This window comes from Methylococcus capsulatus str. Texas = ATCC 19069, from assembly GCF_000424685.1.
In the GTDB taxonomy this organism is placed as follows: domain Bacteria; phylum Pseudomonadota; class Gammaproteobacteria; order Methylococcales; family Methylococcaceae; genus Methylococcus; species Methylococcus capsulatus.
Genome location: NZ_KE384224.1, coordinates 722,783 through 736,100, shown reverse-complemented (window position 1 = coordinate 736,100; position 13,318 = coordinate 722,783). Strand labels below are relative to the sequence as shown.

The 13,318-nt window shown below is 63.6% G+C and carries 16 protein-coding genes; 13 read left to right on the top strand and 3 right to left on the bottom strand.

Annotation, left to right across the window (positions count from 1 at the left end):
- Nucleotides 1-8: 8 nt before the first annotated feature.
- The 4 genes from cydB to H156_RS0114800 all read left to right on the top strand — a co-directional run bounded on the left by cydB (nt 9) and on the right by H156_RS0114800 (nt 2,333).
- Nucleotides 9-1,145, top strand: a complete 1,137-nt coding sequence (cydB, locus tag H156_RS0114815) for a cytochrome d ubiquinol oxidase subunit II (RefSeq protein WP_017365130.1) — start codon at nt 9-11, stop codon at nt 1,143-1,145.
- A 31-nt stretch (nt 1,146-1,176) separates the two neighbouring features.
- Nucleotides 1,177-1,299 carry a cytochrome bd-I oxidase subunit CydX gene (gene cydX, locus H156_RS16830; protein ID WP_010960401.1) on the top strand — a complete coding sequence of 41 codons (123 nt, stop codon included), beginning with the start codon at nt 1,177-1,179 and terminating at the stop codon, nt 1,297-1,299.
- Between the two features lie 84 nt (nt 1,300-1,383).
- Nucleotides 1,384-1,659, top strand: coding sequence for a PepSY-like domain-containing protein (locus H156_RS16330; protein WP_036246676.1), 276 nt, complete (start codon nt 1,384-1,386; stop codon nt 1,657-1,659).
- Between the two features lie 92 nt (nt 1,660-1,751).
- Nucleotides 1,752-2,333 carry an alpha-ketoglutarate-dependent dioxygenase AlkB family protein gene (locus H156_RS0114800; protein ID WP_017365128.1) on the top strand — a complete coding sequence of 194 codons (582 nt, stop codon included), beginning with the start codon at nt 1,752-1,754 and terminating at the stop codon, nt 2,331-2,333.
- A gap of 11 nt (nt 2,334-2,344) precedes the next feature.
- Here H156_RS0114800 and H156_RS0114795 read toward each other — a convergent pair whose 3' ends face one another.
- Complete coding sequence (locus tag H156_RS0114795) at nt 2,345-3,925, bottom strand: OpgD/OpgG family glucan biosynthesis protein (RefSeq protein ID WP_010960404.1); 1,581 nt, start codon at nt 3,923-3,925, stop codon at nt 2,345-2,347.
- Nucleotides 3,926-4,034: 109 nt separating this feature from the next.
- Nucleotides 4,035-4,817, bottom strand: a complete 783-nt coding sequence (locus tag H156_RS0114790; protein ID WP_026045912.1) for a sulfite exporter TauE/SafE family protein — start codon at nt 4,815-4,817, stop codon at nt 4,035-4,037.
- 221 nt (nt 4,818-5,038) lie between these two features.
- Here H156_RS0114790 and H156_RS17590 point away from each other — a divergent pair, with 221 nt between their 5' ends.
- Nucleotides 5,039-5,317, top strand: a complete 279-nt coding sequence (locus tag H156_RS17590) for a TVP38/TMEM64 family protein (protein ID WP_248617109.1) — start codon at nt 5,039-5,041, stop codon at nt 5,315-5,317.
- 10 nt (nt 5,318-5,327) lie between these two features.
- Nucleotides 5,328-5,720: a VTT domain-containing protein gene (locus H156_RS17585; RefSeq protein ID WP_248617108.1), complete on the top strand. Its 393-nt coding sequence runs from the start codon at nt 5,328-5,330 to the stop codon at nt 5,718-5,720.
- Here the strand turns inward: H156_RS17585 and hisC are convergent.
- Nucleotides 5,717-6,790 carry a histidinol-phosphate transaminase gene (gene hisC / locus H156_RS0114780; protein WP_017365125.1) on the bottom strand — a complete coding sequence of 358 codons (1,074 nt, stop codon included), beginning with the start codon at nt 6,788-6,790 and terminating at the stop codon, nt 5,717-5,719. The genes H156_RS17585 and hisC overlap by 4 nt on opposite strands.
- Nucleotides 6,791-7,084: 294 nt before the next feature.
- Between hisC and gspE the strand changes: the two genes are divergently transcribed.
- The 7 genes from gspE (at nt 7,085) to H156_RS0114745 (ending at nt 13,305) form a co-directional block, all read left to right on the top strand.
- A complete protein-coding gene (gene gspE, locus H156_RS0114775; protein WP_017365124.1) occupies nt 7,085-8,842 on the top strand; it encodes a type II secretion system ATPase GspE in 1,758 nt (585 codons plus the stop codon).
- Nucleotides 8,843-8,894: 52 nt separating this feature from the next.
- The gene (locus H156_RS0114770; RefSeq protein WP_017365123.1) at nt 8,895-10,112 is read left to right on the top strand and encodes a type II secretion system F family protein; all 1,218 of its coding nucleotides are present in this window, start codon (nt 8,895-8,897) and stop codon (nt 10,110-10,112) included.
- 37 nt (nt 10,113-10,149) lie between these two features.
- Nucleotides 10,150-10,581 carry a type II secretion system major pseudopilin GspG gene (gene gspG / locus H156_RS0114765; RefSeq protein WP_017365122.1) on the top strand — a complete coding sequence of 144 codons (432 nt, stop codon included), beginning with the start codon at nt 10,150-10,152 and terminating at the stop codon, nt 10,579-10,581.
- A gap of 13 nt (nt 10,582-10,594) precedes the next feature.
- The gene (locus tag H156_RS0114760; RefSeq protein ID WP_017365121.1) at nt 10,595-11,050 is read left to right on the top strand and encodes a GspH/FimT family pseudopilin; all 456 of its coding nucleotides are present in this window, start codon (nt 10,595-10,597) and stop codon (nt 11,048-11,050) included.
- Nucleotides 11,025-11,525 (top strand): type IV pilus modification PilV family protein, encoded by a 501-nt coding sequence (locus H156_RS0114755; protein WP_017365120.1) that lies wholly within the window; start codon nt 11,025-11,027, stop codon nt 11,523-11,525. Before H156_RS0114760 ends, H156_RS0114755 begins: the two co-directional genes overlap by 26 nt.
- Before the next feature lie 2 nt (nt 11,526-11,527).
- On the top strand, nt 11,528-12,130 hold the full coding sequence (locus H156_RS0114750; RefSeq protein ID WP_010960413.1) for a prepilin-type N-terminal cleavage/methylation domain-containing protein: 603 nt from the start codon (nt 11,528-11,530) through the stop codon (nt 12,128-12,130).
- 110 nt (nt 12,131-12,240) lie between these two features.
- Nucleotides 12,241-13,305, top strand: a complete 1,065-nt coding sequence (locus H156_RS0114745) for a type II secretion system minor pseudopilin (protein ID WP_238536844.1) — start codon at nt 12,241-12,243, stop codon at nt 13,303-13,305.
- Nucleotides 13,306-13,318: the final 13 nt, after the last annotated feature.

Sequence of the window (13,318 nt, the reverse complement as noted above, 5' to 3'; positions counted from 1 at the left end):
AGGTTCCCATGTTCGACTATGAAACCATGCGGGTGATCTGGTGGGTGATCACGGGAGCGGTGGCGACGGGATTCGTCCTCACCGTCGGATTCGACTTCGGCATCGGCGCCTTGCTGCCCTTCATCGGGCGCAACGACGTCGAGCGGCGGGTGGTGATCAACACCATCGGCCCGACCTGGGACGGCAACCAAGTCTGGCTGATCCTGCTCGGCGGCGCCATTTTCGCCGTCTGGCCGGCGGTGTACGCGACGCTGTTCTCGGGGCTCTACATCGCGATGCTACTGGTACTGTACACCCTGTTTTTTCGGCCGGTCGGTTTCGATTACCGCAGCAAGCTGGAGTCTCCCCAGTGGCGCAACGCCTGGGACTGGGGACTGTTCATCGGGGGTGCGGTGCCGCCGGTCCTCATGGGGGTTCTGGTGGGCAACCTGCTGGTCGGCCTGCCGTTCCATCTCGATGGGAGTCTGCGCACGTTCTATGATGGCAGCTTTTGGGGTCTGCTGACGCCGTTTCCTCTGCTCTGCGGCGTGATCGGCCTTTTGGCCTGTGTGTTTCACGGCGCGGTTTATCTCGGCTGCCGGACCGAACGGCCGATCGAGCAGCGCGCCCGTCGCGTCGCCGCGATCGGCGGTGTGGTCCTGGTCCTGCTGATGGTCCTCGCCGCCGCCTGGGTGATTCTCGGCATTCCGCGCCCGGAAATCCTGACCATGGCCGGGCCCAATGCGCCGTCCAACCCGATGGCGAAAACAGTCGATTTTTCCGGAAGCTGGCTGGGTAATTTCCTGGCACATCCGCGCCTGTTCGTCGCTCCGGCGCTGGCCGTGCTCGGGGTGTCCGCAGCGGCAGCCCTCGCCGGCAGCGGCCGTTCCGCCGCGGCTTTCGCCGCCAGCGCCGTGGGCATGGGTGGCCTGCTCTGGACGGTAGGCTTCGGTCTGTTTCCTTTCATGCTGATCTCGACCACCGATCCCCGCAGCAGCCTGACGATCTGGGACGCCAGCGCGAGCCATCTGAATCTGCAATGGTCGCTGGCGATCACCTTGATGTTTCTTCCCATTGTACTGCTCTATACCCGATGGGCCTATCGGGTGATCTGGGGAAAGGTCACGGCGGCGGACATCGCCAAGGGCGACCATACGCTTTATTGACGGCTCGACACTACGATCGGGGAGGTGTGGGATGTGGTATTTCGCGTGGATACTCGGGGTGGGTTTCGCATGTGCATTCGGTGTCATCAATGCCATGTGGTTGGAATCGGTCTGTGACATCGACGACCCGGCGGCGGGCGGTGCGGAAAATTGACGGCGCAGCCGCATGGCCGGAACCTCGCGGGTGTCCGGCCGGTCGAACGGGTTCCAAAGAGAGGATTTTTCCGGGAGTCGCATCATGAAGCTCAAGATTGCAAATGTCCTTGTCTCCGCCAGTGTGCTGGCACTGTCGGCCGGCGTCACGGCCGGTGAAGACCTGACCGAACAGGAGGTGCCGAAAGCGGTGCTGAACGCCTTCAAAACGGTTTATCCGGCGGCGACGGACGTCGAGTACGAGAAGAAGGTGAAACACGGCGAGACGGTCTACGAAATCGAGTTCAAAGACAAAGGCGTGGAGCGTGAGATCGTGTACAGCGCAGACGGGAAGGTGTTGAAAGCCGAACTGGAGGATTAAGGACGACCGGCCTGGGCGCGGGCCGGGAGACGGCCCGGTCCCAGCCGCGGTTCCTGTTCGAAGACGGTCGAGAAGGCACTCTGTCCACCACTGTGCGGCTGATCGCCGAAGATGGCGAACTCGATCTGGCGGCGGGATTCCTCACGACGGATGAGCGGGCGGTCCTCGGCGCCCGCCTGCTCCGCGAACTGGCCTGGCAGAGCGAGGAGATCCTGCTGTTCGGACGGCATGTGGCGGTGCCGCGCCTCGTGTGCTGGTACGGCGACCCCGGCGCCACCTACCGATATTCCGGGGTGTCGCACCAACCCTCGCCCTGGCACGAGGTGCTGGCCGATTTGCGGACCCGCATCGAGGCGTTCAGCGGTCATGTGTTCAATGCCGTCCTTTGCAACCGCTACCGCAGCGGCCGGGATTCGATGGGCTGGCACGCCGACGACGAGCCCGAACTCGGCGAACGTCCGTTCATCGCCTCCCTGAGTCTGGGTGCGGAACGCCTGTTCCGGATTCGCCATCGCGGCACGGGGCGGACCCTGGATGTGCCGTTGCGGGATGGCGACCTGCTGCTGATGGGTGGAGAGCTGCAGTCCCATTGGAGGCATTGCGTGCCCAGGACCGCCAGGCCCTGCGGCGAACGCATCAACCTCACGTTCCGTCGCATCGTGCTGCGTTCCTGAAAGACGCCGGCTCAGAACGGGTGGTACTGGTATAGCCAGGTCTCGGACATCACCTCGTCTTTGTGGCGCAGATAGCAGCGGATTTCGACCGGATCCTGCCCCGTCACCGCCAGGTCGAAATGGGTACGCCAATGGCCCGGGACGTCGTCCGGCACGGCTTCGATCTCGATTCGCGACAATTCGCCCCGGGTCGCGGTAATCACGGGTTCCGGTTTCTCGCCGTAAGGAAGCTTCGCCAGCGGCTTGCCCAGGAATTCGACCATGAATTTGCGCACGCCCTTGGGGCGCGGTTTGCCGGGCTGGCCGCCGTTGCCGAGACGGGTTGCCACGCAGCGCGCCAGCGGGCTGGGGAATGCCTCGTCCGCCAGCCAATGGATGCGGTAGCGCAGGTCATAGGTCTTACCCGCCGTGGCGGGCTCCTTCGGCACCCACATTGCCACGATGTTGTCGTGGATTTCGTCGTCGGTGGGGATTTCAGTGAGCTGCACCGCACCCTCGCCCCAGTCACCGAGCGGTTCCACCCAGGCCGAGGGACGCAAGTGGTAGCGCACGCCGTCCTGGTAGTGGTCGAGCACCCGGTCGCGCTGGCTGAGCCCAAAGCCTTTCGGTGACTTGTCGGCAAAGCTCGATACCATGATGTGCGACGGATTGTTGATCGGCCGCCAGATGTGTTCACCGACGCCGGTCCACAGCGCCAGTCCGTCGGAGTCGTGCACTTCCGGCCGCCAGTCCACGCCGGTGGGTTTGGCGGTTTCGGAGAACCAGTACATGGACGTCAGCGGCGCGATCCCCAGACGTTCGATGTCCTTGCGCAGGAACAGCGCAGCCTCGATCTCCATGACCACGCCCCGGGTCCGCCGCAGCAAGAAGCGATAGGCGCCGGTCAGGCTGGGGCCATCGAGCAGGGCGTAAACGGTCACCGGATCGTCGGTTTTCGCGGCGGGTTCGAACCAGAAGGAAACGAAATCCGGAAATTCTTCCGGGTTGGAAGTGCCGGGATTCAGCGCGATGCCGCGTGCCGACAGGCCGACCTGGCCCAGTTCGCCGATAGCGCGAAAGTACGAGGCTCCCAGGAAAGTGACCCAGGGTTCCCGCGTCTTCCAGTCGGAACCCTTGCGGCTCTCGTGTACCCAGAACCCGGCGAAGGCCGAAGGGCTGGCCGGAAGACCCTTGGCCACGTGATCCGGTCCCATGGTGAAGAGACGGGGATCGTACAGGATTTCCCGCGCCGTGCCTTTCTCGACGACGTTCATGATCACCGTTTTGGGGAAGAACATGCCCACGTGCTGGAAGGAAATCGGGTAGCTGCCGCCGCTTTCGGCCCAGAGCGCGGCCTCCTTGCGGTACTGCAGTTTGCCGTGGGCGTCGTAGTCGATCTGCTTGACGATCGCTGGATCGGGTTGGGGCGGCGGGGCGTATTCCCGGCCGGCCCGTTCCCGCGCCAACGTCTTGAGCGTCTCGAACGAGAAGGGGGAGGGGGGGCCGAATTTCAGTCCGATTCCGGGTTCGGCATTAACCATGCCGGCTTTGAACAGTGAAAGCGCATTCACTGCGACGGCGAGTTGGAGGAAATGGCGGCGGCTCAGACTCATGGGATCGAATCGTCCTGCAGGGTCGTTGTTGAGGAGAGCGGCGAGGCGTCGAGGCCCCCCGCCGGAGCGGCGCATATTCTAAGGCCGCGCTGGCGGTACTCAAGGGGGGTCAGAGCACGAACTTGCAGCCGATCAGCAGGAGGAGCGAGGCGAGCGCGGGGCGCAGCAGCCATTCCGGAATCCTGGCACTCAGCTGGCTGCCCAGGTAGATGCCGGGGAGCGATCCCAGCAGGAGGCTGCCGAGGAGGGTGAAATCCACATTGCCCATGTGCAGGTGGCCCAAGCCGGCGACGGCGGTCAGCGGGATCGCGTGCGCCAGGTCGGTTCCCACGACGCGCACCGTCGCCAGGCGCGGGTACAGGAACAGCAGTGCGACGGTGCCCAGGGCACCGGCGCCGACCGAGGAGAGGGTGACCAGCACCCCCAGAATGACGCCGACCAGCACCGTTAGTGCTCCCTGCCAGCGTCCGAAACGCTCGGTATGGGTCAGGCGCCGAATCGCTGATTTCCGCGACAGCCGTTTGCGCAGGAGCAAGGACAGACCGGTGAAGATCAGGGCGATGCCCAGTGTGGTGGTGATGATCGCGGTCACTGCCTCGTCTTTCTTGAACACGGTCTCCAGTAGATAGACGACGGCCAAAGCCGCGGGAATGCTGCCCAACGCCAGTTGCAACACGATTTTCCATTCCACCGATCGGTGGGAACGGTGATGGACGAGGACGCCGCCGCCTTTGGTGATCGCTGCAAACAGCAGATCCGTTCCCACCGCCGTTTTGGGGGCGAACCCGAACATGAACACCAGCAGCGGTGTCATCAGTGAGCCGCCGCCGACGCCGGTCAGACCGACCAAGAACCCCACCAACAGTCCAGACATCGCGTATGCAGTAGTCATGACCTTTCCCAATGAAAAGCCGGCAGTCTATAGGATGAGCCATATATTGATCAGGAATTTTTTAATATATATTTATAAATATACGGAATAAATCAGGCGGATCTGTCAAGCAATACCCGGCGGGGATACGGAAGGGGGGGCGGATGATCGGGGGAGGCCGGGACTATCTTTTCAGCCGGTTTTCCTGGAAACTAGCCGTCGGTGAACAAACACTTGGCTAGATGGATAAAGCAACACGTCCGTCCGTACCGCTTCGGATCGCAGGCATCACCGTGCTGGCGCTGGCTGGAGCGGTGCCCCTACTTCTCGCGGCACCGCTCGACGTCTGGCTTGCCTATCTCAGGGGCGCGCGCGCCGGGTTCGAGGACATCGGACTCTGGGCGCCATTCGTGTTTATCGTGGTTTCCGCACTGCTGACGGCCATCGGCTTCCCGCGCCTGATTTTCTGCGTTTTGGGGGGGGCTGCTGTTCGGTGCGGCTTGGGGCGCGCTGTGGAGTGAACTAGGCACCGTGCTCGGGGCCTACTGCACATTCCTGTTTGCGCGCTGGTCGGCCCGTGAACTCGTGCTGCGGCGCTATCCCAAACTGCAATCCCTTGCCGCCCGCGTGCAAGGCCGGAAAGGTTGGTGGTCGGTCGTTCTGATCCGGCAGATTCCGGTCGCAGGGCTCTACAACGACATTCTGCTGGGCATCAGCGCGATCGGCCATCGCGACTTCTGGATCGGCACCGGCCTGGGTTTTCTTCCCCAGGGCATCGCAGCGACCCTTGTCGGCGCCGGGATGGTGCAGACGGATTTCGTCGCGCTCGGTCGTTATCTTGCCGTCGCGGCAGCCGTCCTCCTGGTCTTGACGCTGGCCTGGAACCGCCTCGTCGCCCAGGCCGGCAAGCAGCATGCCGCCTAGGCGGCCGCCTGTCCCGCCACCAGTTCGCTCAAAGCGTCGAGGAGAATCTGGCACTCCCCTTCCGTTCCCACGGTGATGCGGAGGAACTGGTCGATCCTCGGCAGCTTGAAGTGGCGGACGATGATGTGCCTTTCCCGGAGCGCGGCCGCCAGCTCTGCGCCATCGTGCGTGGGATGGCGGACGAATACGAAATTGGCGGCCGACGGCAGCACTTCGAAGCCCAACTCGGCGAGTCCCCGGCTAAGCCATTGCCGGGTCCACATGATGGCCTGCCGGGACCATTCGAAGTGGTCACGGTCGTCGAAGGCCGCGACTCCCCCCACGATCGCCAGGCGGTCGAGCGGATAGGAATTGAAGCTGCCCTTGACTCGCTCCAGCGCCTCGATCAGTCCCGGCTCGCCGAGTGCGAAGCCGACACGCAGACCGGCCAGCGATCTCGATTTAGACAGCGTCTGGATCACGAGCAGATGGGGGAATCGGTTGACCAGCGCCGCTGCCGATTCACCGCCGAAGTCGATATAGGCCTCGTCCACGATCACGACCGAGTCGCGGTTCTTCGACAGCAGCGTTTCGATGTCCGCGAGCGGCAACAGCCGGCCCGTCGGCGCGTTGGGATTGGGAAAGACGACGCCGCCGTTGGGCCGCAGGTAATCTTCGATCCGGATCTCGAAACTTTCGGTCAGGGGTACGGTCTCGTGAGCGATGTCGTACAGCCCGCAATAGACGGGGTAAAAACTGTAGGTGATGTCAGGGAACAGGATGGGCCGAGTCTGTTTCAACAAGGCCTGGAACGCATGCGCCAGGACTTCGTCCGACCCATTCCCGACGAACACCTGGTTTGCGGCGACGCCGTGATATCGCGCGATCGCCTGTTTGAGCAGTTCGGCGTTCGGGTCGGGATAGAGCCGCAGGGATGCACCGAGTTCGCCGCGGATCGCGGCCAACACTTTGGGCGAGGGCGGGTACGGATTCTCGTTGGTGTTCAGCTTGACGAGATTGTCCAGCTTGGGCTGTTCGCCGGGTACGTAGGGTTTCAGATCCCGGACCAGCGCACTCCAATAGGGATTCATAAACTTCTCGGAACGTAGCGGAAGCACAAAAGATAGCTGACGGGAGCCGCGCGGTCTATGTCGGCACGACGGGTTACGACGCCATGTGCTGGATTTCCCGGGCAACGGCCGCCGTGGCTTGACATGGGGCGTGCGCTCGTGGAAAGGTAGTCCATTCGAGCAGGAAAACCGGAACGGCATGCAAGGATGCGCACGGCAGGCCATCGTCAAGAATCATCTCGTGATCTGTAGCATAATCGTTCGCCGCGCCGCACCCTGGCAGCGAGCATTGACCTTCCTCCGCGACCCCCACCAATGACCCAGGCAGTATCGAGAAAGACCGAGGCGGAACCGCTCGTGCCCGCCGAGTTGTTGCAGGATCCTGACGGCTATGGCCGGTTCGCCGATGCCCTGCTTCGGCGCGGCAAGGTCCGCGAAATGGATCTGGCAAGGGCGAAGCGCCTCGCGGCACAGGCCGACGAGCTGCGTCTCCCCGCCTTGCTGGTCAAGCTGGGCGTGGTCTCGGAGCGTGACGTGGCCGAGACCCTGGCCGAAGCCAGCGGTCTTCCCCTGATCGGTCCCACCGATTATCCCGACGTGTCGCCCTTGCCGGAAGGCATCGCGTCCCGGTTTCTCAAGGATCGTCATGCCGTCGGCGTCGCGGCCGGGGCCGACGGTTTCGTCGTGGCGGTGGAGGATCCATTCGATGCCGAGCTGATCCATGCGCTCGGGCTGGCCTGTGGTCAGCCGGTCCATCCGGTGGTCGGTCTGGCCTCGGAGATCGACCGGGCGCTGGAGCAGCAGATCGGCTCGGGCCGTTCGGTGATGGGCCAAATCGTCGAAAACCTGGGCGGCGACGAGGACGCCGAGGAGGCCGACGTCGAACACCTGAAGGATCTCGCCAGCGAAGCGCCGGTGATCCGCATGGTGAACCTCATCATGCAGCGCGCAGTGGAATCGCGCGCCTCGGACATCCATGTCGAGCCCTTCGAGCAGACGCTCAAGGTACGGTTCCGCATCGACGGCGTGTTGCGCGATGTGGAAGCGCCGCCGGTACGCTCCACCGCCGCGGTGATTTCGCGCATCAAGATCATGGCCAAGCTCAACATCGCCGAGCGACGTCTGCCGCAGGACGGCCGGATCAAGCTGCAGGTGCAGGGGAAGGAGCTGGATCTGCGCGTTTCCACCGTGCCCACGATGTACGGTGAGAGCGTCGTGATCCGGCTTCTGCACAAAGAGAGCATCACCTTCGATTTTGGCACGCTGGGATTCGATGGTTCGGTGTTGCGGCGTTTCCTCGAGATCCTCGAGCTACCCCACGGTATCATCCTGATCACGGGACCCACCGGCAGCGGCAAAAGCACCACGCTGTATACCGCCCTGCACAAGATCAACACGCCTTCACGCAAGATCATCACGGTCGAGGACCCGGTGGAATACCAGTTGGAAGGCGTCAACCAGATCCAGGTCAAGCCCCAGATCGGTCTGAATTTCGCGAGCGCGCTGCGCTCCATCATGCGTCAGGACCCGGACGTGATCATGATCGGTGAGATGCGCGATCTGGAGACGGCCCGTATCGCCGTGCAATCGGCACTGACCGGCCACCTGGTACTGTCCACGCTGCACACCAATGACGCCGCCGGCGGCGTGACCCGTCTGTTGGACATGGGGCTCGAGGACTATCTCATCACCTCGACCGTGAATGGTATTCTCGGCCAGCGTCTGGTGCGGCGGCTGTGTCAGAGTTGCCGCGAACCACATCCGGCGCTGGAGGAGGTCGCGGAAGAAATGGGGCTGCGGCGGTTCCAGCGTGACGGCGAGGTGGTGCTGTACCGGCCGGTTGGCTGCGAACAATGCGGCGGCACCGGTTTTCGTGGACGGCTCGCGATCCTCGAGTTCCTGGTCATGTCCGACGAGGTGCGGCGGTTGGTGATGAGTCACGCCCAGGCGCGGCAGATCGAGGAGGTCGCCCTACGCGAAGGCATGCATACCATGTATGACGATGGTGTCCGCAAGGCTTTGATGGGGCTGACCACCGTCGAAGAGGTTCTGCGCGTCACCTCGGATTCCTGAAGGCGGCGATGAAGCCGCCGTTCCCCTGTGCTTTGAGGCCGAGGTAACTTTCGTGCCGCTCTATTTTTACAAGGCCGTGAACCGCGACGGCGAATCAGTGGAATCGGAGCGGGAAGCGCCCGATGAGATGAGCCTGGTCCTGGCACTCCAGGGTGAGGGACTGATCCCGATCCGGGTGGCGCCTGCCGGCGCGCGTCCGTTTGCCTGGCTCAGCCTGTCGCGGCGCCGCAACAGGATTTCGCAGAAACAGATCGGCATCTTCACCCGGGAGTTGCTGACGCTGCTGCAGGCCGGGCTGCCCCTGGACCGGGCGCTGTTCGTGCTGGAAGACCTGACCCGGGAGGATGTGGCGCTCAATGGCATGATCGGGCGCGTCATCGAACTGGTGAAGGGCGGTTCTCAGCTCTCGGCGGCCCTGGAACGGCAGGAGGGCGTATTCTCGCGTTTCTACCTGAACCTGATCCGCGCCGGCGAGGCCGGCGGGGCGCTGGAGGACGTGCTGGAGCGCTTGTCGGATTATCTCGAACGCTCCAAGGAACTGCGGGACACCGTTTCGACCGCGATGATCTACCCGGCGATCCTGCTGACCATGTCCGTCGGCTCCTTGCTGCTGCTGCTCACCTTCGTGGTGCCCCAGTTCGAGGAGATGTTCGAAACCGCGGGCAAGGAGCTGCCGGTGCCGACCCAGATCGTGGTCGGCATCGCCGAACTGCTCAAAAATTACTGGTGGGCGCTCTTCGGTGTAGTGCTGGTGCTGGTGGCGTGGGGGCGCTACGAACTCGCCGAGCCCTCGCGCCGGCTGGTGTGGGATCGGCGTTTCCTCGGCTGGCCGTTGTTCGGCGATCTGGTGCGGAAGGTCGAGGTGGCCAATTTTGCCCGGACGCTGGCAACCCTGCTCGGAAACGGCGTGCCTCTCCTGGGCGGTCTTTCGATCGTCAAGGAGACGCTGGGAAACCGGGCCGTGGCCGAGCGGGTCGATATTGCCATGGACAATCTGAAGGAAGGGGGCGCCCTTTCCGGCCCCCTGACCGATGCCGGGGTTTTTCCCACGCTGGCGCTGCAGATGATCAAGCTCGGCGAGGAGTCCGGGCATCTGACCGAGATGCTGGAACGGGTCGCGGTCACTTACGACAAGGAGATCAAGATCACGGTCCAGCGCATTCTCGCACTGCTGGAGCCGGCGCTGATCGTGGGGCTCGGCATCATGATCGGCGGCATCATCGTCTCCATCCTGATGGCGATCGTCAGCGTCAACGATCTGGCCTTCTGATTCCCTCAACCCTTTTTCCCTGATCGAGGTTTTTTCCATGAAGCATCGACGTTTCCTCCGTAGTAGCAGCGGTTTCACCCTGATCGAGCTGCTGGTCGTGCTGGCCATCATCGGGCTGCTCGCCGGACTGATCGGTCCCCAGGTCATGAAACATCTGGGCGAGTCCAAGTCCAAGACCGCCCGTCTCCAGATCGAAGAACTGGCTTCGTCGCTGGACATGTACAAGCTGGACGTGGGCCGTTATCCCACCACCGATGAAGGGCTGAACGCCCTGATCGAACAGCCCAGCACGGCGCGGGTCTGGAATGGCCCTTACCTGCGCAAGAAGAAGGTTCCGCTGGATCCCTGGAACAACCCGTTCCATTACGTCTCGCCGGGACAGCACGGTAAGTACGACCTCTGGTCGCTCGGCCAGGACAACGCCGAGGGCGGCGAAGGCGAGGATGCCGATATCCTCGGCTGGGAATAGGGTGCACGGGGGGATGCGGCGTCGTGGCTTCACCCTGCTGGAGATGCTGCTGGTGCTGTGCATCGGCGCAATCCTCATGGCGGTCGCGGTCCCCAATGTCATGCCTGCCATCGAAGCCGCCCAGCTCGGTTCAGCCGCCCGGGACGTGGCTTCCGGGCTGAGGTTCGCCCGCGGCCAGGCCCTGAGCCGGCGCCAGGAGGTGCGGTTCACGCTCGATGTGCCGGGACACCGTTACCGGGTCAGTACCCGCCCCAAGGTATTCGGCCTCCCTGCCGGGGTGGGGCTCAGGCTGTTCACCGCGGCCGGCGAGGTCGAGGGCGAAGGGGTCGGCAGCATCGTCTTTTTTCCGGACGGATCTTCGACCGGGGGGCGGGTGACCCTGGAGGCCGCCGGCCGGAAACGGCTGATCGATGTCAACTGGCTCACTGGCAGGATTTCATCCAGTGCGGAAGAAGCGGACGATTCCTGAAGCCAAGGCGCAGTCCGGCTTCTCGCTGTTGGAGATGCTGGTGGCGTTTTCCATCATGGCCATCGCTTTGGGCGTGCTGCTGCGGGTGTTCGGCGGTGCGACTCGTTCGGCCCGGATAGCCGAGGAGTATTCCCGCGCCGTGATTGCCGCGGAGTCGGTGCTCGATGACGTCGGCGTGGAAATGCCGCTGGCGCCCGGCGTGACCGAAGGCCGTTTCGGCGATGAATTCCGCTGGATTCTGCGGATCGCCCCCGTGCCCATCCCGGCACTCGAGCAGCAGGTAAGGCCCGACAACGCGCCTCTGGCGGGATCGCCGCTGGCCGGTCTCAAACTGTTCGCCGTGGACGCCAGCGTCGTATGGGGAGAGGGCGAGGAGCCGCGGGAGATCACCCTGAGCACCCTGCGGCTGTTCAACGAGAACCCTTCCGGCGTCCCCGGCCGCCTGCCGGGCGGTCCTTTCGGACCGCGCATGTAACCATGGCCTCCCGTGGTTTTACCCTGATCGAGGTGCTGATCGCGACCAGCCTGCTGGCGGTAATGTCGCTGATCCTCACTGCAAGTCTGCGCATGGCGGCCGCTTCATGGGAAAAGGGCGAGGTGTCGGTGGAGCGCGCCAGCCGCGCCCTCGTGGTGCAGGAGTTTCTTCGCGCCCGGTTGGCGACGGCTTTGCCCATCCGTGAGCCCGGCGAGATGAACCGGATGGTCCTGGCGTTTCGCGGCACTTCGCAGACCCTGAGTTTCGTGTCCACCCTGCCGGCTTACGTGCGGGGCGGTCTCCACCGGTTCCGGCTGTATCTGGCGCAGCGGGAAGACGGGACGGACCTGCGGGTTGCCGTCCTGCCCTTGACCAACAATCCCCAGGATCCGGTCGCTCCCATCGACGACGTGCTCGTCCTGGAAGGAGTGACGCAGTTCCGTTTGTCCTATCTGGGGCAGAACGAACGCAACGGTGAACTGGTCTGGGTCGAGGAATGGAATGAGCCGGTCATGCCGCGGATGGTCCGCTTCGTGATCCAGCCGGAAGGCGAGGACCCGTGGCCGCCGTTGCTGGTCGCGCCCCGCCTCGAGGTGGCGCGGTGAGTACCGCCGGGATACCAATCCGCTACCCTACGAACACACTCCTGATACAAAACCATGGTTAACTCTTGTCCGTGGCTGAAGGTTCCCAGCCACATGAAGGTAGCTTGTTCATGCGTCTTCATCTCTCTCCCTTGACGGAGTGGCCGGCTCCCCCCTTCATGCACCCTCTTGCCGCCGGCCACTTCGCTTTTTCCCTCGTTCCAGGAAATGAGGCCGGCAGTCTGCCGGAGGGGGCGGTGACCGTCCGCGGCCAGAAGGGCATGGCGCTCGTCTTGGTTCTGTGGATGCTGACGCTCATGATGATCATGGCTGGAAGTTTCTCCCTCACCTTGCGCCGCGAATCAGAACTGGTCAGCAGTGTCCGTGGGACGGCCCAAGCGCGCGCCTTGGCCGAAGGCGGCCTCTACTATGCCATGCCCATGCTGGTCGAAAGAGATCCCGCCAAGCGCTGGAGGACCGACGGAACCCCTTATTCGGTCTCGCTGGGCACCGGACGCTTGACGATCCGCGTGCTGGACGAGGAGGGAAAGCTGGACATGAACACCGCGTCGGACGCCGCGCTGCGGGAGCTGTTCCTGCGGGTCACGGGTGACGAAGATCTGGCTCAGCGCCTGTCGGATGCCATCGTCGACTGGCGCGATCCTGACGATCTCAAACGGCCCAGGGGAGCCGAGCGCGGCGACTATGAAGCGGTGGGAAGAGTGGGTCCGCGCAACCGCCCATTCCAGGTGACCGACGAACTGATGGAGGTGCTCGGTCTGACGCCCGCGGTCTATCAGCGTATCGAGCCGCTGATCACGGTATACACGGGGCGCGACGGCATCAATCCGGCCAAGGCCGGACCGGAGATGCTGCGCATCGTGTTCAAGGGTGACGAAGCCGCAGTCAGCGAGTATCTTGCGCAGCGTTCCGTCGCGATCGGGAGCGCTCCTCCGCCGATCCCAGCCAATCGCGCCAACAGTCCGATCAAGCTGACGACTGGAGGCGATACGGCCTACGGCGTTTGGGTCGAGGCGGAGCTTCCCGAGGGTGACCGGGCCGCCGTGGAGGCGGTGCTGAAACGCCAGCAGAATATCCAGAATTTGCCGTTTTCCATATTAAATTGGAAAATTCCCCGTTTACATGCGTCTTCTGGCGGTTCTTCCCCCTGGCCGGGGAATGCTGCCGGCTCTTAGCGACGGGCAGGGA